The organism is Aetokthonos hydrillicola CCALA 1050 (genome assembly GCF_017591665.1).
Classification (GTDB): Bacteria; Cyanobacteriota; Cyanobacteriia; order Cyanobacteriales; family Nostocaceae; genus Aetokthonos; species Aetokthonos hydrillicola.
The window spans coordinates 63,522-83,482 of record NZ_JAAKGC010000030.1; the positions used below are offsets into that span (position 1 = coordinate 63,522).

Annotated in this window: 13 protein-coding genes and 1 pseudogene; 3 read left to right on the plus strand and 11 right to left on the minus strand. The window is 38.9% G+C overall.

What is annotated here, in order from left to right; genetic code table 11:
* Positions 1-4: 4 nt before the first annotated feature.
* The 4 genes from devC to G4P69_RS17120 form a co-directional block, all read right to left on the minus strand.
* The gene (devC, locus tag G4P69_RS17105) at positions 5-1,168 is read right to left on the minus strand and encodes an ABC transporter permease DevC (protein WP_208340366.1); all 1,164 of its coding nucleotides are present in this window, start codon (positions 1,166-1,168) and stop codon (positions 5-7) included.
* A gap of 209 nt (positions 1,169-1,377) precedes the next feature.
* On the minus strand, positions 1,378-2,544 hold the full coding sequence (locus G4P69_RS17110; RefSeq protein ID WP_208340365.1) for an ABC exporter membrane fusion protein: 1,167 nt from the start codon (positions 2,542-2,544) through the stop codon (positions 1,378-1,380).
* The gene (locus G4P69_RS17115) at positions 2,541-3,122 is read right to left on the minus strand and encodes a TetR/AcrR family transcriptional regulator (protein ID WP_208340364.1); all 582 of its coding nucleotides are present in this window, start codon (positions 3,120-3,122) and stop codon (positions 2,541-2,543) included. Before G4P69_RS17115 ends, G4P69_RS17110 begins: the two co-directional genes overlap by 4 nt.
* A 310-nt stretch (positions 3,123-3,432) precedes the next feature.
* A complete protein-coding gene (locus tag G4P69_RS17120) occupies positions 3,433-4,044 on the minus strand; it encodes a Uma2 family endonuclease (protein WP_208340363.1) in 612 nt (203 codons plus the stop codon).
* 660 nt (positions 4,045-4,704) lie between these two features.
* Here G4P69_RS17120 and G4P69_RS17125 point away from each other — a divergent pair.
* Entirely contained in the window at positions 4,705-5,076 is a 372-nt protein-coding gene (locus tag G4P69_RS17125) for a cupin domain-containing protein (RefSeq protein ID WP_208340362.1), read from the plus strand.
* A 98-nt stretch (positions 5,077-5,174) separates the two neighbouring features.
* Here the strand turns inward: G4P69_RS17125 and G4P69_RS17130 are convergent, their stop codons facing one another.
* Positions 5,175-5,891 carry a histidine phosphatase family protein gene (locus G4P69_RS17130; RefSeq protein ID WP_208340361.1) on the minus strand — a complete coding sequence of 239 codons (717 nt, stop codon included), beginning with the start codon at positions 5,889-5,891 and terminating at the stop codon, positions 5,175-5,177.
* Positions 5,892-6,511: 620 nt separating this feature from the next.
* Here G4P69_RS17130 and G4P69_RS17135 point away from each other — a divergent pair.
* Entirely contained in the window at positions 6,512-7,012 is a 501-nt protein-coding gene (locus tag G4P69_RS17135) for a WD40 repeat domain-containing protein (RefSeq protein ID WP_208340360.1), read from the plus strand.
* Positions 7,013-7,386: 374 nt separating this feature from the next.
* Here G4P69_RS17135 and G4P69_RS17140 read toward each other — a convergent pair whose 3' ends face one another.
* The 3 genes from G4P69_RS17140 to G4P69_RS17150 form a co-directional block, all read right to left on the minus strand.
* Positions 7,387-7,800 (minus strand): HNH endonuclease, encoded by a 414-nt coding sequence (locus G4P69_RS17140; RefSeq protein WP_208340359.1) that lies wholly within the window; start codon positions 7,798-7,800, stop codon positions 7,387-7,389.
* Complete coding sequence (locus G4P69_RS17145; RefSeq protein ID WP_208340358.1) at positions 7,797-8,180, minus strand: hypothetical protein; 384 nt, start codon at positions 8,178-8,180, stop codon at positions 7,797-7,799. Before G4P69_RS17145 ends, G4P69_RS17140 begins: the two co-directional genes overlap by 4 nt.
* Positions 8,181-8,279: 99 nt before the next feature.
* Positions 8,280-8,858: a Uma2 family endonuclease gene (locus G4P69_RS17150; RefSeq protein ID WP_208340357.1), complete on the minus strand. Its 579-nt coding sequence runs from the start codon at positions 8,856-8,858 to the stop codon at positions 8,280-8,282.
* A gap of 195 nt (positions 8,859-9,053) precedes the next feature.
* Between G4P69_RS17150 and G4P69_RS17155 the strand changes: the two genes are divergently transcribed.
* Positions 9,054-10,748 carry a hypothetical protein gene (locus G4P69_RS17155; RefSeq protein ID WP_310833955.1) on the plus strand — a complete coding sequence of 565 codons (1,695 nt, stop codon included), beginning with the start codon at positions 9,054-9,056 and terminating at the stop codon, positions 10,746-10,748.
* 413 nt (positions 10,749-11,161) lie between these two features.
* Here the strand turns inward: G4P69_RS17155 and G4P69_RS17160 are convergent, their stop codons facing one another.
* The 3 genes and pseudogenes from G4P69_RS17160 to G4P69_RS17170 form a co-directional block, all read right to left on the minus strand.
* Entirely contained in the window at positions 11,162-12,409 is a 1,248-nt protein-coding gene (locus tag G4P69_RS17160; RefSeq protein ID WP_208340356.1) for a hypothetical protein, read from the minus strand.
* Positions 12,410-12,819: 410 nt separating this feature from the next.
* Entirely contained in the window at positions 12,820-18,597 is a 5,778-nt protein-coding gene (locus tag G4P69_RS17165) for an nSTAND1 domain-containing NTPase (protein WP_208350618.1), read from the minus strand.
* 208 nt (positions 18,598-18,805) lie between these two features.
* Positions 18,806-19,961: pseudogene (locus G4P69_RS17170) on the minus strand (peptidase C14 caspase catalytic subunit p20); the annotation flags it as partial.

Here is a 19,961-nt window from a genome sequence, read left to right on the forward strand (position 1 = left end):
CGTTCTAAAATATATCCGCAGGGTCAGCAGATTGCAGTTTTCGTAGGGCGATCGCTCCCGAAATACTACACATAGCGATTGTTAAAAGTAAGACCGTTATGACTCTTTCCACATTCATAGCAATTGGTAGTAGTGTTGCAGCATAAACAATCTGATAGAGTCCTAATGCCAATAAAAGACTAGGAATATACCCAAGCACTGCCAGAAATAACGATTCTTGAACTAGAACAACTAAAAGGTAACGATCCGTGTAACCCATTGCTTTTAAGGTAGCGTATTCTGGTAGGTGATCTGAAACATCGGAGTACAGGATTTGGTAAACAATCACAATTCCAACAATAAAACCAACAACAACACCTAACCCAAAAATAAAACCAATACCAGTGCTATTTGCCCAATAAGTTTTTTCGATTTCTGCAAAACCTTCTTTTGTCAATACCAAGACATCCTTTGGCAAACCTGTAGCGAGTTGCGATCGCACATTTTCTAAATTCGCGTTTGGTTTGAGGTGAATTAAACCCACTTCAATCTGATCTCGTTGGCGCTCAGGAAAAAGTTGTAGAAACGTTGAATCACTAGTAATGACGTTACCATCAGCAGCAAAAGATGCTCCATTGGTAAATAAACCAGCAGTTTGAATAGTTTTACGGTTCAATTGTGCTTCCAAATAACCTGTTTTTTTAAAAATATCGACCGCCCCATACTCTGGACGACTGGCTTGATCAAATAGTACTTGATTCAGTTGCTTGAGAGTATCTAGATTTTGCGTGACTTCAGGAAAATTAAATGCAGGTTTGACTGGATCAATTCCCCATACTAAAATCGCTCGTTCCAGAAGAGTTGCCGGATTACGCCATTGTCCGGTACCAACATAAACATAACTAACTGACTCTACCCCTTCATAACTTAACACTTGGTAAAGACGGGCTCTTGAAAAGCTTTTAACGGAAAATAAGGTTTGAAATTGAGGATTAATTAAAACCAAATCTGCTTGTAAGTTACGATGTGGTTTGACGGCTGCATCAAACAACGCACCTTGAAATCCCAATTGTAAGAACATAAGAATATCAGCAAAGGCAATACCTGCAACAGCAACCGTCACACGAGTTTTTTCTTTCATCAACTGTCGCCATGCTAAGGGGGTTTTGCGAAACCATCGACGAAGCATTGATTCCTCCTTATATCAAACGTCCGTTATAAAATAATGCAAAAGAATTCAGGAGCCAGGAGCCAGAATTCAGAATTAAATTCTGTATGATTGGTGTGAATTGCGGTAAGAAAAGCCGTTTTTTTATCCTGGAGACTAGGAAAAATCTTGAAATCTTGACTTCAGACATGGGGTATTCTGACTCCTGAATTCTGACTTCTGAGTTCTTTTCATAATTCAATTGCTGTTTGAACTTGCAAGTTAGTTAAACCTGCAACTTTTTTGCTAGCTTCTGGGTTCAGGCGAATTTTCACCTCAACCACGCGACGGTCAAGATTTTCTCCTGGCTGGTTGCTGAAAACATTCTGCCGGTTTACCTGCAAGCCTATATGATAAACCACTCCTTGTAGTTCTCCATCAAAAGCTTGACCTGTAATAACTGCTTTGTGTCCGAGTTTAACTTTACCAATATCAGTTTGATAAACTTCTGCCACTGCTACCATCTGCTTAGTTTCAGCCAAGTCTGCGATACCTGCATCACCAATCTTTTCCCCTGTTCGTGCATGAATTTTGAGAATTTGTCCCGCCATTGGGGATCTAATATCAGCTTGCTTCAAAGCAGTTTCTGCTTTTTTGACGGATGCAGTTGCATTTTCTACTTCCCTTTTTGCTGCTTGAATATCCACAGGCCGCACTTCTGCTATCTTGTTAAGGTTTGCTTTGGCTTCACTCAATTCAGCTTTTAGTGTTTCTACTGTTTTATTTTGTGTTTCTTTTGACTGGTTAAGCTGTGCTTGTGCTGTTTCGGCAGCTAGGCGCTTGTTATCTATGGTGGAGGTGGAAATTGCTCCCTGTTCATACAACTGCTGAAAACGATTATACTCAGCGCGGGTGTTACGGACTTCTGATTGCCAACGTGCGATCGCCGCATTTTGAACTGCAATCTCACCTGCAATCTGTGCTTGTAACCGCCGAATAGTAGATTCTTGCGCCTGAATTTCTCCCGTTTTAGCACCAGCTTTTACCTGTGCAAGTTTAGCTTCAGCAACGCTAAGCTGTTTTTGTGCTTGTTGTAGCGCATCTTGCAAGTTCGCTTTGGAATTTAAAATTGCTATAACTTGTCCCGCTTTGACTTGTTCTCCTTCTTTGACTAAGATTTGAGCAACGCGATCGCCATCTAAATCTAGGGGTGCAGATAAGCGAATCACCTCACTTTCTGGCTCTAGTCTTCCCAAAGCCGTGATTCTTTTAACAACAGGTGTTAGTTTCGCAGGCTCAGAGACTTTTTTAAACTGAGAAATGTTATACAGAACTATTCCAGTGGAGATTACCCCAGCAGCTAAGACTAGACCAATTAGCCATCGATTGGTAGGCTTAAATAATACTTTCACACTCATCTGGTCACCTCATGTTTTTCTAGATATGCGGTTAGCATTTTCCCTAGTAAGGCAAATTGTTCAGGGAAAGAAACTATTTCATTCCCCCACAAACGCTCTATGATTATGCCGTCGATCAAGCAGACTACAAAAGAAGCCAGTCTCGGATCTTGTATACCCAACAATTCACAGATTGTTTGCCGCAGTAGCTCATCAACCCGCCTCAAAACGACACTACCCTGAATCTCATTGCGCTCTTGATGTTGACAAAAGTCGAGCAAGATGCACATGAACTTAATGAAATAATCCTCTTTTTCTAGTAAGTATGTTCCCAATGCTTCCAAACGTTGGGATAGAGAGTGTGTCCCTTCCACCACATCCATAGCAAACTGCAAATCCTTCTGAGTGATTTCTTCTACCAATTGCTCAAACAAAGCCTTTTTATTGGGAAAGTAGTGATACAAGGTTCCAGTAGAAACGCCTAAACCTTCAGCAACCTGCCGCATAGTTATGGATGCATAACCCTTCTCAGCAAACAAATCAAAGCACTTACTTAGCAATTGTTTGCGGTATTGGTCATGATCAACAATCTTCGGCATTGCTAGATAATTTTTTATATTGAACATTTGTTATACAATAACACAAATTGCTAATTTATCATTCACGCACTAAGTGAGGCTGATCATCTTGGGTGATTTACACCGAATAAATATACCGCAGCCGTTGGTTTCGACTTCGCTCAACCAACTGAGAGATCGAGAGTTGAGCGAAGTCGAAACTCGCACTCCCCAGGTATTTTCTTTCTAGGAAATCACCTTGGTTCGTAGTTGCGCTTTAGCGCACTCAAGTCCAGCTACAAACCTTTCAAGTTATTTACATAACTTTACGTATTATTTCCTATTCACATCTTTAGTATTGCCCAAGAAAAATTTGTTTGGCAGTTAAATCTAATTCAGGAAAAGCGCGAGAAATAATGCGATCTCCTCCTCGGAATGGAGTAATCTCGTATTCATCATCAATTAACTGGCAGATAGACAGCGTTGGTTGTTTAGGATTGCCAGTAAACTTTTTAGCTCCAATTCCGAGATAATCGACGATCCAATACTCAGGAATTTTAAGGCTTTCGTATTTACCAAACTTCATATAGTAGTCATCATCCCAATTAGTTGAAACAACTTCGACAACTAATGGAATTGAAGCACCGTACATTACCGTTGATTTTTTCTTCCACAACGGCTCATTTACAAGATTCGTCCGATTGAGTAATAAAACATCAGGTGAATAACCCGATTCATTTTTCTCTGGTTTGACTAGTGCTGTTTTTGGAATAAAGTAGGGTAAGTTTAACCGAACATATTCAAAGCTGATTTTACCTGCTATGAAGCCCACAATATCTTCATGGTCACCTACTGGTTGAACCATTTCAACAATGACTCCATCGTGTAGTTCGTACCGTCCCCCGGTCGGTCGCCATTCTGTGAATTCTTCAAAGGTTACAAGCTGGGGTAGAGGTTGAGTCATAATGGTATCAAATTTCGCTACATTCTTTACTGAAATTATGGCTGTGCTTTTGGTCTTAGCTTTTGCACCTTCCAAGACTAATTATGTGCGATCTACGCTCCGCGCACCAGCGAAGCTATCGCCAAGAGCGCTGCACTCAAGAGGGCAAATTCCCGTACTCCATTGGCTAATAACAGCAACTAACATGAGAGTACTATCTAAGTAAATCGTATGTAATTTTTAATACAAATAAAAAATCTTAACAAAATAACCGTCGTTAAACATTACCTCTCTAGGAATGAAATTTCTCCAGAGTTGGGAAAACCCTTTATATAGGAACTTTGGCGGATCATTGGTCATATCGGTTAGGAAAACTAATATGAGAGAAAAATTCAGCAAATCTAAAGAAATGCTTAAACATTAAGAAAAATTGCCAGTTTTATGAGAATCTAACTCAAAGATTACAACTCTTATTTCAAACGGGGTCAGCTTTTATAAAGATCCTGAACATAACACACTCTGGCACTTCTACAGTTTCTGTAGAGGTGTCGTTGTGTGCTAATAAAGTTGTTACGCGTCAACATCTGTATATTCTTAAATTAAGCTACTTTACAGTAGTAACTTAATTCTAAGCACATCCAAAGGCTCGTCCCTCGCAAGCACAACAGAGAAGTAATCCAAATGACAATTTTTAACAAAGATATCGTTGCACTGGCAAAAGAGAATAGCTTTTTTCGCCAAGAAATTCTGACAAATCAGCATAGTCAAATCGTGTTGATGAGTATTGAGCCAGGCGATGAAATTGGCGAGGAAACCCACGATGTAGACCAAGTGTTAGTATTCGTTGCTGGGACAGGTGAAGCTGTGTTGAACGGCGATCGCAGCACAGTTGAAGCAAACTCAATGGTTGTTGTTCCAGCAGGCACATTGCATAATTTTATCAACACTGGCTCTGTAGCGCTGAAGCTCTTCACTATTTATACGCCACCAGAAGAAGCTCCAGGAACGTTGCATCGAACGAAAGCAGAAGCGGTTGCTGCTGAAGGACATTAGTTTGAATAAAGTGGCGATCGCTGGTTCGCCACTGCGCTTCCCAATCGCCCCCTGACTAAGCTGCTTTTTGCACAAGTCAAACAAAAGCTAAAATATCACTACTGGGGCTTTTTTCCATTCCAATCTGTACAGACAAGACGCCCATGGACTAGCTTTCCTTTGACAATACCCGTATTTGGTAATATATTAGCTAGCGAGAATTGCCCTGAGACATTCTTAAACAATAGAGGCAGCATAGTAGCCAAGATAGCACCATGTGCTACAAATATCAGCACTTTAGGAGTGGATGAATATTGCTCTATTGTTTGGGTAACAAATGGTATAAAACGCTCTCGCTGATCGTTATAGCTCTCTCCACCAGGAGCTTTTGTATCGTATAGACCATTTAGCAACCAATCTGATAGTATTTGCAAGATTTGTGGCTGTGAGGTCGTTGTGCCAAAATTAACCTCGACAATTTGAGGAGCAAGTTGTAATTGAATATTTTTTTCAAACGATAGAGCGTCAGCGGTTTGGACAGTTCGTAAGCGGGTTGAAGTGAAAATAGCCGAAACATCAATATCTTTAATCGACGAAGCAAGATCCTTAACCTGCTGAATACCTTTAAGTGTGAGAGGATAAGTAACCCCTTCGTCTAGAGGCAGATTTGATTGCGGAGGTAAAACGTTGATTTCACTCTCACCATGTCTAATAAACCAAACTTCAAACCTAGAGCCATCTCCCGCCTTTGCTTTTGATAAAAGGGCAGAAAGTCCAACGAATGCTGGTGCTGCAGAGATAGCTTTGATTATTGTACGCCTATTAAGTCTTTTCACTTTGATTAGTCGATATTCTGGGTAAATTTTTCAGAAAGAAACTCACGCAAGTCGCAATAATGCGATTTGCTCTACAGAATAAGCGTGATCTATTAAGCTACTTTTAAGGAATCGTTAAAGCAAAATGCTACTTGGGTTAAAACTGATACCAATTCAAAAAATGATCGATACAAATGTAGGTTGGGTTGAGGAACGAAACCCAACAAAGACAAGGCTTTGATGTGTTGGGTTTCACTTCGTACCCCTACGGGGAAGCAAGCTACAACCCAACCTACCCATCTGTTTCATTTTTTTTCGTGAAATGGTATGACTAATTTTACGTAGGTTGGGTTGAGGAACGAAACCCAACAAAGACAAGGCTTTGATGTGTTGGGTTTCACTTCGTTCTACCCAACCTACCCATCTGTTTCATTTTTTTCGTGAAATGGTATGACTAATTTTACGTAGGTTGGGTTGAGGAACGTAGACGCCCCTGGCGGCTTCCCGCAGGGTAACCCAACAATTTTAGGATTGTGGTGGCGATCGCATTGCTCCCGACTTCAAAACCTTACTCGACCAAACAGATCACGCGCCAACTCCTCATCTAAGCAACCTTGTAGGAACTTCAAACCTTTCGTGGTATGGGATCCGGTAAACAATTAGCTGTTCTCAAGGGTCATAACGGTGAGGTCACAAGTGTAGTATTCAGCCCAGATGGTAAGCTTTTGGCTACTGATGGTCGTGGTGGATACTACTACACAACTGCTCGCATATGGGATACATCAGGTAAACAATTAGCTGTTCTCAAGGCTGATCAAGATGTGGACTGGAGTGTAGTATTCAGCCCAGATGGTAAGCTTTTGGCTACTGGTGGAAACGACGGAACTGCTCGCATATGGGATACATCAGGTAAACAATTAGCTGCTCTCAAGGGAGAGCAAGGTACGGTCAATAGTGTAGTATTCAGCCCCAATAGTAAGCTGTTGGCTACTGGTGGAGAGGACGGAACTGCTCGCTTATGGCAAGTTGGGGGACTTGATGAAATACTAGCAGTGAGTTGTGATTGGGTAGGTAATTATGTAAAGAGAAATCCTAATGTTACAGATCACACCCTGTGCGACGACGCTGGTACTCGAAAATAGTGTAAAATAAATAACACTCCAACCCTAGTTCTCTAAGCAGCTTTGCGATCGCTCTATGTATTAGCACACACTATCGAAGCCAGCGCTTAGGAATTAGTTTAATGACTAAGAATACGATAACTCAGCTCTACGTGAAGTGCGATCCCTTAACTATTCTCCTGTCCCCTGTATGCTCAGCAACTGACTCTGCTCATTCAGGGTATTGCTTGCTTGAAATATGAAAAGTCTTTCTAGAGTCACAATGTAACCTTAACAAAGCGATTGAAATATGAAAGGTCTTTCTAAAGTTACAATGTAACCTTAACAAAGTGATTGACAAGAGCCCTATGCAGAGTGCAATCGCATTCTCATATTTAATATGTAACACACTTAGTTTAAGGATATTGTTTTTGATTGATTAATGCTTGCCGTTGAAGCACACGATTAGGAACATTAAACTGAAGCAGTCTTGCAGTCCCTTGACCGATCTGAGTTTTCCCTTCTATTCTCGCGCCCTCAAAATAAAAATGTTCATCCCAAGCCAGACGACGCGGGTTAAACAATGGGACAATCTCTTTAGTAAATCGGTCTATAGTCGCGAAATCCGAACCTTTATGACGGTTGCAAGACAAACATGAAAGTGCCAAGTTTTCAGCAATTGTTTCACCCCCATGCTTTACAGCAATAATATGGTCAACTTCATGAGTATAAATTGAAAAATCTTGATGAATTAAGCAATATTCACAGCGTCCAGCGGCTCTCTCAATGACTAGCTTACGTACTTCGGTATCAATTGAATTAGAAGTCATTTATTTAATTCTGTATAAGCTCGTGCTTTTAGTAAAATCATCATGTGTTCTAATTGCTCATAAACATCTAATTCTGCGAATTCCATTGTACTGATTGTTGCAGAACGATTTTTTTCTAATAATTCTTGCAGGCGTTTTTGAACTGGTAATGAAACTTTAAAAGTAATAATTTCTTCAGGTGTGGGACGCTTTATCAAAAAATCAAGAACTTCTTGATAAACTGCCGTAATATCGGTAGTCTCAGCTTGAGTTTTAGGCTGAGAGGTTGAAAGTAGATGATCAATGTCTAACAGCCGCCAAAGCAATTCGGGTAAGCGATTTTGCAGTGGTTCTAGACGTTGAGCAAGTTCATCGGGTATTTGAATTGTTAATTCTGCCATTGTGATTATTCATCGGTATTGAAAGAGCGTTAGCATAAACTAAACAAGCCTGTATATTTTCTAAGGTAGTTACGGAGAATTTCGTCGGATGTCTAACCTTCAGCCTTCTCCTGCGGTGAGTATCTGCTGTGCAGTTAGCCGCAGTTGTGGAAAAGTGTCTGACGAGATCGCTGTACTTCCTTCAAATATCTTCTCCTCATAAAGTCCCTCAACCAGCGTCAGCATGCTAACTTTATTAGTTTGGGGGTTAACGATCCAATATTCAGAAATTCCCCTAGCAGCATATTCTGAACGTTTGTAACGATAATCCCTATCTTCGTTTATCTTACCAGGAGAAACAACTTCAACAACCAAAGCAGGTGGGGGCATATCGAGAGTAATAGTTGATCGCGTTGCACCTTGTAAAATAGCTGCAAGTTCATCCGTTAGCACAACCAGATCTGGGATGCGAGTTGTAGCACGTCTACCACTAATGACAATTTCCGCTTTATTACTCAATCTTTTGAGGGAAACAAACTTGAGGAATTGTGATAGTAAGTATATCGCAATTTGAACGTTTTTCGGGCTTTCTGGTGGCATTGCAACTAACTCTCCAGCCACCAGCTCGTATTGGGTGTCGGTGCCATCGTCGTAATTCAAGTACTCCTCAAGGGTCAGTTTTTTAGAAGTTGTGGTCATAATGATGGGGAGTAGCGTACTGAGATTATACCAAACTTAAACCTTGCTTGAATTTAACTTGATGGGTTAAAAGTTTGTACGAGCCTCTTTGTGCGCCCTGAATTAGAACAGAATCACTAACCTGCTTGTCACCGTTAGACAGTTTTGTCCTGATCAGAACCAACCCCTAACCCTAACTTTGTAATGTTAGCCCAAGTGCATAAATTTTTAACTGCTTCTGTTCATGAAACATCTTCTGAGTATGAGAAACACACCAAAAAATTGCTTTTTTTCTGGTTAAGTCTGAGTCTGGTATTTGCAGGATTATATGGTGTTTTAGGACTACAAAAAGCCTTTAGCAGCGAGTACGTAGCTCAGGATGATGCACGAGAATACGTATTTTGGATGCAGCGGTTTGTTGATCCAGAGTTAATGCCTCATGATTTGATTGCAGATTATTTCAAATCGATTACGCCATTAGGATTTTCTACTGTTTACAAATTAATGGCTAGTCTAGGCATTCATCCTTTATTGTTGAGTAAAATCTTGCCCATTGTGCTGGGCTTAATTGTCACTATCTATTGTTTTTGGCTGTGTCTCGAAATTCTTCCAGTGCCGATTGTTGGATTTATTGCTACTTTACTGCTAAATCAGAGTCTTTGGTTTAAGAGTGACTTGGTTTCTGCTACACCTAAGTCTTTTATATATCCATTGTTGTTAGCATTTTTCTACTATCTCTTGCGAGAATCTTGGTTAATTATTTGTTTAATAATTGTACTTGAAGGACTTTTTTATCCTCCACTATTATTGATTTCTTTAGGACTCTTGTTTATTCGATCGCGCAATAATTATGTTTGGCTAATAGTGATGCTGGGATTAGGATTTCTAGTCATGTTACCCTATGCGATCGCCTCACAGAAATTTGGACCAGTTGTCAGTGCGTCCCAAGCCTGGAAAATGCCAGAATTCTGGGCACAAGGACGACATCCTTTTTTTGACAATAATTTCTGGCGATTTTGGTTCATTGGACAACATAGTGGTATACTACCACCGTTAATGCCTCCCCTAATTTGGATGGGGTTGTTCTTACCAGTGATAGTGCGATATCCATCCCGCTTCCCCTTGATCAATCTGATCAATACTCAAGTCAAAATATTGCCGCAAATTATCATAGTGTCCTTAACGCTGTTTTTTGCTGCCCATGCCTTGATTTTAAAGCTATTTTTCCCCACCCGTTACACGGTTCATACTCTGCGAATTGTCATGGCTGTTGCTGCTGCTATCACTTTAACTGTCATGTTGGATGGGTTTCTCCGTGTTGTAAAGGAACAAAGACGTAAGTGGCAGTTAGTATTAACACTGACTTTAGCCGCTACACTTGTTTTCTATCCTCATTTGTCGGGACGCTTCCCAACAACCGACTATCGGCACTCTGAGGAATCAGTATTGTATAAATTCCTGCAAAAGCAACCTAAAGATACTGTTATTGCAACTTTGGCTGACGAGGCTGATAATATACCGACTTTTGGCCAAAGATCTATTTTAGTAGGTAGAGAATATGCACTTCCTTTCCATCTCGGCTACTACTCCCAAATCCGCCAACGTACCAGCGATTTGATTTATGCTCAGTACAGTCAGAATTTAGCAACGGCGAAACAACTTATTCAAAAGTACAAAGTTAATTTCTGGCTGCTGGAACGCACAGCTTTTGAGGCTCAGTATCTGAGCAAAAAAACCTGGCTCAAAAGTTTTCAACCTGCTTTTACACAAGCTCTAAGCAACTTGGAACAATCTACTACTCCAGCTTTAGCAAGATTAATCAAAGACTGTTCAGTTTTAGAAACCCAGAATTTTAGTTTGTTAAAAGCAGATTGCATCGTAAATACTAAGATATTGGCAAGCACCAGTTAACCTCTAAGAGGGTGTTTGAAAAGTGATTAGCTATGATTTTCATCACATTATTACCCCCCTTAATCCCCCCTTGTAATACCAATTCTAGAAAAGAATCAAACAGATTGGGTAGGTTGGGTTGAACGAAGTGAAACCCAACAAAGACAAGGCTTCGAGGTGTTGGGTTGAGGAACGAAACCCAACCTACATTTATATCAAATTTTTCGTGAATTGGTATAAAGGGGGGAAACAAGGAAAATCTAGTTCCCTCCCCTTTATAAGGGGAGGGTTAGGGTGGGGTAAAAAATGTTTGATACATCAATCATGACTTTTCAAACATCCTCTAACGATTGATGCGATATGGCAAGACACAGGAAAATCCTATTACCAATATCATGGCTAGGTTAATTTCATTTTGTGCTTGGGTGACTCTATTATGGCAAGCGGCTAGTTAAATCTTGAACGTCTCCACAGGTTTTACAGTATGGTAAATTTTTGTAAGTAAGATTATGGCAATTTTGACATTCAATGTATTGATAATAACCGCAATAGGGACAATAAGCGTCGTTATGGCGAATTTTTTTTGCACACTTGCTACAACGGGATTTTTGGACTCTGCTAACTGCTTGAAGTTTAGGATTGAAGATAACTTTTTGGCAAACCTTGATAATTCCAAAACCAATTACTGGAATTAGCAGGATATAAATATAACTGATGAGAAAAAGTAATCCATTTAAAAGTTTGCCAATAATTTCGACAAGAAACTGAAATATTGCACCAACTTGAAGAAATTCAAAGATTTTAAAGATTAACGGGATAAAAAGAATAACTAGCAAATGCCAACTCATCAGTAAGATAAGTCCATATCCCTTTCGTTGAGCGAGTTTATAGACTAATAAAGCGACGACAATTAGCGGTAAAAGAAAAAGAGCCTGAAAACCAAATTGAATACTTGGATACCAAAAGGATGCTCGTTGATAATCTTGCTTAACTTTACTAAATTTCTCCTCATTTTTTAGAAAAGCTATAAAGTTAGTACTTTCTGGTTTAGCAACTAATCCATTTTTGAGATTATCAATTTCCTTTTCAAGGGTTGTAATTGTACGATTATTTTCGTCTAACTCTTGTTTTGCTTTTTCAGCCCCAACTTCATTAATTGATTGTTCACGGGTTTGACCTGCGATTTTTTCTAAAAGAGTCGAGTCATATTGACTGCGAATATTACTATTCTCTTTTTTAAGAGTACTGATTTGTGTTTGCTTCTGGTCAATAGATTTTACAGTTTGCCGATTTTCGGAATTGTTAATTTTATCTTTGTATTCGGCATAGTTCAAACATGTTGGTGAAACTTTCCCTAAATGTTTTTCTGCAGCTTGTTGATATGTTTGCTTTTGACTAATCTGATTGTCTCTCTCATATGGTAAGGAAATCTTAATAATTTGATAGTCTTTATCTTTCGTGGTTTCTGTTTTGTAGTTTTGCCAGTCAGCATAACACGGATAAGCCTCTGAAGGGCTGAGATACCATCTACTAATATCATCTAGTCCAGTAAAAACATTGATTAAGATAAAAATGTCAATCAAAATAATGACAATCAAACTCACTTTATTTAATGGTTCGTTGTTAATTGTCCTTGAGCTATTAAAAAATTGACTAAATAGACGGCGTATATTAGTGAGCATATTGTCGTTTTACAAAAGAATAGATGTGCTCCTTCACTGTTGTTTTCAGGGTGATCTACCTGCCGTAGTAAAAGCGCGATCGCTCTATTATCTGTAATAGCACATCTTTTCCAATGACCCCGATACAAAACTTAAGACTCCAAATATTTGGGATTGATTCTTATAAGGATGTAATACCAATTCAAAAAATGATTGATACAAATGTAGGTTGGGTTGAGGAACGTAGACGCCAAAGGCGGCTTCCCGCAGGGTAACCCAACACATCAAATCCTTGTCTTTGTTGGGTTTCACTCCGTACCCCTACGGGGAAGCAAGCTACAACCCAACCTACAGAGTCTTAATGTTTACTTTATAAATTATCTCTTACTCTAAGTCATTTTAAATCCGCCAACTTGAAGTTATTACCAATGTTATGGAATAGGAACGAAATCATAGTTGCTCTTATTGCCCAGTTTACCTTCTGTGCGCTCAACTATCACTAAGTGGCTTTTTTGAGAACTTTCGCCGCTATTAAACTGAATCTTACCACTTGCTCCGTCAGCACTAAAATCTTTTGCTTGCAAGGTTTCAGCTATACCCTCACGAGTGTTTTTTCTGTGCAAAGCAGCGATTAACGCTTTTGTTGCATCATAAGACGTGGCTGTTCGCCAGCTTACCAATCCTCCCCAGAGATGCTGAGATGAAGCAGTAAATTTTGAACCAGATTTATGAGCAGTTTTCCAATCCCAAGGAACCGCAACAATCATTCTATTAGCACTTTCTCCACCAAGTTCTAAGGTGACAGGCGAGTATAAACTATCCCCACCTAAAACTAACATACGCCGTTTTTTTGCGTTTTCATTTAAAACTTCCAAAGCTGGATTCAATTTTTCCGAATCAGGTAATAGTAGCATAATTTCTGCGCCAGCTTTAATTGAATCACCAATACTTTTCTGAGCATTAAAATCTCTCAAAGAAAAATCAAATTTACTCACTATATACTGGGATTTTATTGTTCGTTCAATTTCTGATTTCAAAGAACTACTATAGTCATTTTTAGAGTTATAGAAAATGGTGATGTTTCTGGTATCTAGTTGACGCTTCTGCATATAGTCATTTAAGGCTTCTGCAGTTTGTTGATTGCTGGGAACAGTGCGGAAAAGATACTTACCAAATCCAGACACATATCTTAGATTGACTGAAGTGCTAACTGGAAAAATTGCTACTAGTCTTTTATCACTATAAACTTTGCTTGTTACTTTAGCGACATCGCTAGTAAAGTTTCCAACAACACCTAGTACATTGGGCATTTCTGTTAATGCGATCGCAACTTTTTGAGCAACGCTAGGATCATTTTCATCATCAGCGATTAATACTCGCAGCTTTACACCCTTTATACCACCTGCTAGGTTAATTTCATTTTGTGCTAGGGCAACTCCTCGCAAAATTTCTAATGAACCATTAACATTGCTACCTAGAGGAACTGAAACAGCGATCGTATAAGATTTGTGATCACCAATTTCCGCATTATTTTTATAAATTAATGCTTCTGGATCGTTAGGATTTTGCTTTAAATAATTTTGAAAATCTGTCGCAGCTTCAGTAAATTTACCATCAATAAACGCATCTACTCCAGCAATTTTTGCGCGATAAGGTCGATTTTGTACAAGGATTTTTTCCCCAAAGCTGATTCTCAACTTTGGCAAAGTATTGTCGCAGATATTTTTTATTGATGTGTCATTATTAGGATAATTTTTTATCAGGTAACAACCCCTTGCGAATGCGTTGTCGAAATTCAATAGTTCCGTCTCCCAAAGCAGCGCAGTATTATCAGCACTTGCTGAAGCTAGTGTTTTGCCATCATCACTAAAGCTAACGCTATAAACCTGCTGCGAGTGTCCTTTGAGAGTAGTGATTTCTTCGCCTTTCGTTGTATTCCAGATTTTAATAGTTTTGTCATCACTTCCTGATGCTAAAATATCTGAATTAGGACGAAAACTCACACTATTAATACTTCCAATATGTCCTTTTAGTGTGTTAAGTAGCTTACCGTCAGGAATGCTCCAGAGTTTAATAGTTGTGTTGTTACTTCCTGAAGCTAAAATTTTACCGTCAGAACTAAAACTGAGACTATTAACTCCTCCCATCGATGCTGAAAGTGTCTTAATAACTCGACGCTGCTCTACATCCCAAAGTGTGATAGTACTTATACTCCCTGAAGCTATCGTCTTACCGTCTGGACTAAAGCTGATGCTGAGAACTTTATTTTTTTGCTCTGGCAATGTTGCAATTAAATGACCTTGTCTATCCCAAAGCTTGATAAATTTGTCATCACTTCCTGAAGCGAATATCATACCATCTGGACTAAAGCTCAAGCCACCAACCCTGTCGAGATGTTTTGTTAGCGTTGTCAGTTTTACCCCATTCGCTGGATCCCAAAGTATTATATTTCCATTAATATCACCTGATGCTAGTATATGACCATCTGGACTAAAGGTGGTGGTAGTAATCTCACTTTCATGACCAACGAGTGTCCTTAGTTCTTTCCCATCGAACTTTCTCCAGAGTTTAATATCGTGTTCACTACCTCCAGTAGCCACAGTCTTACCATCATGGCTGATACTAATAGTAAATAGTGTTTGACTATGCCCTGTAAGAGGAATAACGTCATCACCATCAGTGCGCCAGAGTTTGATATCAGCGTCAATACCTCCTGAAGCTAGAAGCTTACCATCCGGGCTAATATTAACGGTACGAATAGGATTACTATATGTCAAAGTTTTTAGATCTTTGCCATCTTTGACACTCCAGAATTTGATGGTGTTGTCTTTGCTCGCAGAAATCAAAGTTTTTCCATCAGCGCTAAAGGCTATGCTATAAACATCAGATTTATGTCCATGAAGGGTTGTAATTTGTTTACCTTTTTGAACATTCCAGAGTATAATGGTGTTGTCAGCACTTGCAGAAGCTAATATATTACTGTCTGGACTAAAGCTGACGCTATAAACGAGAGCGCGATGCCCCGGTAATATTCTGAGTAGCTTACCATTTTGATCCCAAATCCACACTTTTTTATCTTCACTACCTGCCGCAATTAACTTACCATCAGGGCTAAAGCTAACTCCATTAAAGTTGAAAGAAGTACTCTGATGATTGTTACCTTTTTTTCCAGCTTCAGGAGTTTCTTGTAGAAGTTCAACGGTCTTAAGTAACTTTAACTTACTATCATTCACACTCCAGAGTTTAACAGTTCCATCCCAACTAGCTGAAGCTAGTATCTTCCCATCCGGACTAAAACTCACACTATAAATCTCTGCTGTATGCTCATTGCTTTTATTATCAAGTACTTTGCCGTTAATACTCCAGAGTTTGATAGTTCTGTCATAACTAGCTGAAGCTAGGATTTGTCCATTTGGACTAAAACTTACACTATTAACTATATTTTTATGCCCTTTAAGAGTATTGAGCAAATTGCCTTTTAAATCCCAAAGTTTAATTGTTTCGTCAACACTTGCTGAAGCAATGATCTGTCCATTAGGGCTAAACTTGATGTTCCTGATCGTAGCGTTATGTGCTAACCAATCGTTGTGTTCTCGTAACCAGTAAACTGTTTGATCGAGAGCAGTCATTGTCTGTGACTTGATATTAGTTTCTATTCCTATTGGTAATTCTAGTTGTTTAGCCGCATTCAAACTTTTGACTAATGCTTCTAACTGCTGGCTGGAGTTAAAAGACACTTCGCTAGAAGCTAGGAATTTTTCTATCTGTTCAATTTGAGTTTGACGCCACTGAATAAAAGCAATAGCTGATATGAGAAAAAACAGACCAAAAAGCAAACTGTCTCTCAGTCGTTTGTTGTTTTTTCGTTTTTGTAAACTAAGCCGCACAAATTGTGATTCTAGCTGATTGAACCAATTATCTGATGAGTAAAGTATTTTTTTTAGAACTTCCAAATATGGGTTTGTATCCCATAAAAACTTTGTTTGATCGTATCTTTTTCGAAAATATTTTAACCAATTATAAGGATTAGTATTCCAATGAAAATCACCGGGTTTGTGACTATCCCACTCCTGTGCAGCAGCGGTTAACCTCTGTTGTATAGTAATGACATTTTCTACTAAATTCTGCTGTTTAGGTTGTAACCACTCGCGCAGATGACTCCATCCACGTACCAAAGCATCATGAGCTGGTTCAACATATTCATGTCCGTTCTCATCTTGTCCTTTTACCAGTAACCGCGCTGCTGTAAACTCTTGTATTACGTCATCGACTTTTTCTTTAACTGGCTTTGGATATTCGAGTTCCTTCATAAAAACTCGTCTGCGAGCTAAATCACCACTACTTTCCGCCACCATCCTTAACATTACATGTTTAATGATTTTGCTATATTCTGGGTTTTTATTCACTAACTTATGGTATATTTCATCAGCTCTTTTGGTAAGGCTACCAGTGACTTTACCCAATTCTTCATAATCCCTGTGTGTAATAATCCGGTTGTATTCTGGATATTCTTGAACATTCTTAAAAAATTTGCGGTAGAGTTCACTAAGAGTGAAAGAAAGTAATGATAAACCGCCAGGCATATTTATCACGTCATCAATCAACTTGTCTACTAAAAGACTTTCTGATTCTTGTGTTTGTCCCTCAAAAAATAAGGCTATCTTTTCAGCCGGTTCCGCAATTGCTTCTCGTAATTCTTCACGAGTCATTTGTGACACTTGAAGCCGCCCTCTTGCCAAATAGACTTGAGCTTTTTCTTTAAATTCAGATTGAAGTAGCGAACGCAATACAGGTTCGTAGTCTGAGCGTAGTGTAACAACAATACGTAACTGTTGAGGGTATTCGACTATTGCCTTAGCTAACTGTTGTAAAAACCGCTTTTGCTCTTTTTCAGAATGACACAGAGTGACTAATTCTTCAAATTGATCAATGAATAATAGTAATTTTCTGTTAAGATTTCTTAAAGTCCAATTACCAACTATATCAGCAAAATAAGAGGAGTCTTCGTTAAGCTTATTTACCAAAATCTCAGTTTTACTGCCTTGAAAATTTGAAACCTCAAGCTTATGAAGTTCTCGTGCTAAAGCAGTTATAGGAGAATCCCCAGGGCGAACAGGATCTAAAATTTGAAATTCAGGTTCTTCTAATTTAGGTATAAGTCCTGCTTTCACTAAGCTAGATTTTCCTGAGCCAGAAGTTCCTAAAACAACAGTCAGTGGTTCCTTATTAACCTTCTCCTCTAGTTTTTCAATTAACCTTTTTCTCCCAAAAAATTTATCTTGATCTTCTTTTTCAAAAGATAGCAATCCTTTGTAGGGATATCTTGGATCTTTTTCATCAGGTAGCGGAGCTTTTCTTAACGATCTATCTGCATCAAATTCTGGTGTAAAAAATAAATATTTACCAAAATCATGTTTTTTAAGTTGACAATATCCAGGAGTTTGTCCGGTGTTCAAATCTAGAAATTTATCTTCTATATATTGAACAATCTCAGTAGTTGTAATAACACTATCTTTGTTAGTATCTGCGTTTTTTTCATTTGCTGGATCTAGAGCTTCAAGTAGTGCTTTTGCAAAGGGAGAGTGTTGACCGTCTTCTCCCCTGTCCCCAAAGCCGTACAAGACATCTGCGGCTGTTTCGTTATATGCAGACGAGGTAATAACTTCTTGTGCGCAACCAGTAATATAACGTTTATAGCGTTCTAAGTACATTTGTTCTTGCGATAGTTCTGCTTGTCTAACGACCCAACGGAAGCTCCCAGCAAAGCAGCAATCTAAGATAATTAACAAATGACGGCTTTCTAGTTTCACTAGACTATTATGCAGTCGTCGCATTGGTAACAACCTACTGTTGTCACCTCTCATAGCATCTTGGGGATAGATAAAGCCTTGAGGTCCATCATCTTTTTCATCCCCTTTAATAGCAATACCATGCCCAGCAAAGTAAAATAAAACACGGTCATTAGGTTCTACTTTTTTGCTACCATCAGACAAGGGGATAATTTGGTTTTCAAAATTTGTTAATAATTCATTAAGCGTTTTACTTGTAGCCTGTTCATCTAAAATAGGTAAAACGTCATAGTTATATATATCTCTCAAAACTTTTATGAGTTTATTAGCGTCATTTGTAGCAGTTTTTAATTGCCAACTAGGTTCGGCATATTTGCTGATACCAATAACGATTGCGTAACTGTTTTTGAATTCAGGCATAAAATGTGTACCTGCTTTTGGTAAAATACTGCAATTTTAAATGTCTATATATATGGGGCATAGGGCAGATAAACAGTTATCAGTTATCAGTTATCAGTTATCAGTTATGTGTTCATCTTTGGGTTTAAGTCTGCCACCATACCCCTTGATCACTGATCACTGAAAACTCCTCACTGCGCCCCTGCTCCTCTGCTCCCTTTCAATAGCTCTAAACCCTAGCACAAGATGCGTTATGAGCTTGATCAATGGCGTCGGCGACATTGTCTTGTCGTGTAAGGGTAAGAGAGACTTGTTTTGTCATCCAATTATCGTTACTTGTGTCTGTATTATCTTCAGAACTAGTAGTTTCGCGATTATAGATATTATGCATTAAGTGATTTAAGGAACCTTTTAATCCTCCTGAAGAACGACTTTTGGGTGGTGGCGAATCAAGTCCTGGTTGCTGTAGCAACCCAGCATCAAACTCTGAAGTGCTGACAATTAACTTGAAAATTTCTTGGTATTCAGTAATGCCGCGTGATAAAAAACTTTTTGGAATTACATAACTCAATTTTCGACTTGTCAAGATTGCGCCTGGTTGTGATTTTTTTGGTAAGAATAAACTAGTTGTTTCCTCGAAGAAAGGAGGAATGCAAACTTCGTAATCTCCAGCTAGTTCTACTACCTGAAAGTAGAGGTCTTTTTGGCTATTATTTGTGATTTTGATCTGTATGGTTGGTGCTGTCCACTTACCATTATTATAAGTGTACTCAGCACGCATTTCGGAAGTTGTTTGTTTTGAGGAAATTGTTTTCTCTGCTGAACAGATGATTACTTCCATCTCCACATCATTTAGTTTAATTTGGCTTGTGAGTGGAGTGTTCAAGTCGAGAATATTCTGCCAACGTGCAATGTGTTCTAATCGTTGAATGACTTGATGTGCAAACTCTGGTGTGTAATCGTCTCTAGCTAGAGATGGTATTTCTGGAACCGGTGTCACTAACGGACTTTTATCTGAAGCTTTTTTAATCCAGTATTGATTTTTTTCAGCTTCTATGTAGTAGTTGGCGTCTGAAACTTGTGCTACTTCTCGAACAAATAACGAATTTTGATTATTGTAACCACATGTTGACAGTTCTTGCCGAGCAAGTTCTACACCTATAGGGTCACCTTGAAAACAAACTTTTAGCTGTGGTAATGGTAAGCTGATAATAACTGCAAAGTAAGCTTTTTCAGTTGATAAATGAGTTTTATCACCGATAATTTCTACTTTGCTTAATTCTGGCAGCACTTGCGTTACCCTAGCTCGACAAATAGCATTCGAGAATTCGCGCAGTTGTTCGGGTGAGCTGTTGTCTGGGAATATTGCTAACAAAGCCTCTTCA

Bases quoted from the DNA above. Each gene is read 5' to 3' on its own strand.
- G4P69_RS17150 (WP_208340357.1), bottom strand. From the start codon at position 8,858: ATGACCACAACTTCTAAAAAACTGACCCTTGAGGAGTACTTGAATTAC.
- G4P69_RS17160 (WP_208340356.1), bottom strand. From the start codon at position 12,409: ATGCTCACTAATATACGCCGTCTATTTAGTCAATTTTTTAATAGCTCA.
- devC (WP_208340366.1), bottom strand. From the start codon at position 1,168: ATGCTTCGTCGATGGTTTCGCAAAACCCCCTTAGCATGGCGACAGTTG.
- G4P69_RS17135 (WP_208340360.1), top strand. From the start codon at position 6,512: ATGGGATCCGGTAAACAATTAGCTGTTCTCAAGGGTCATAACGGTGAG.
- G4P69_RS17110 (WP_208340365.1), bottom strand. From the start codon at position 2,544: ATGAGTGTGAAAGTATTATTTAAGCCTACCAATCGATGGCTAATTGGT.
- G4P69_RS17145 (WP_208340358.1), bottom strand. From the start codon at position 8,180: ATGGCAGAATTAACAATTCAAATACCCGATGAACTTGCTCAACGTCTA.
- G4P69_RS17140 (WP_208340359.1), bottom strand. From the start codon at position 7,800: ATGACTTCTAATTCAATTGATACCGAAGTACGTAAGCTAGTCATTGAG.
- G4P69_RS17120 (WP_208340363.1), bottom strand. From the start codon at position 4,044: ATGACTCAACCTCTACCCCAGCTTGTAACCTTTGAAGAATTCACAGAA.
- G4P69_RS17165 (WP_208350618.1), bottom strand. From the start codon at position 18,597: ATGCCTGAATTCAAAAACAGTTACGCAATCGTTATTGGTATCAGCAAA.
- G4P69_RS17115 (WP_208340364.1), bottom strand. From the start codon at position 3,122: ATGCCGAAGATTGTTGATCATGACCAATACCGCAAACAATTGCTAAGT.
- G4P69_RS17125 (WP_208340362.1), top strand. From the start codon at position 4,705: ATGACAATTTTTAACAAAGATATCGTTGCACTGGCAAAAGAGAATAGC.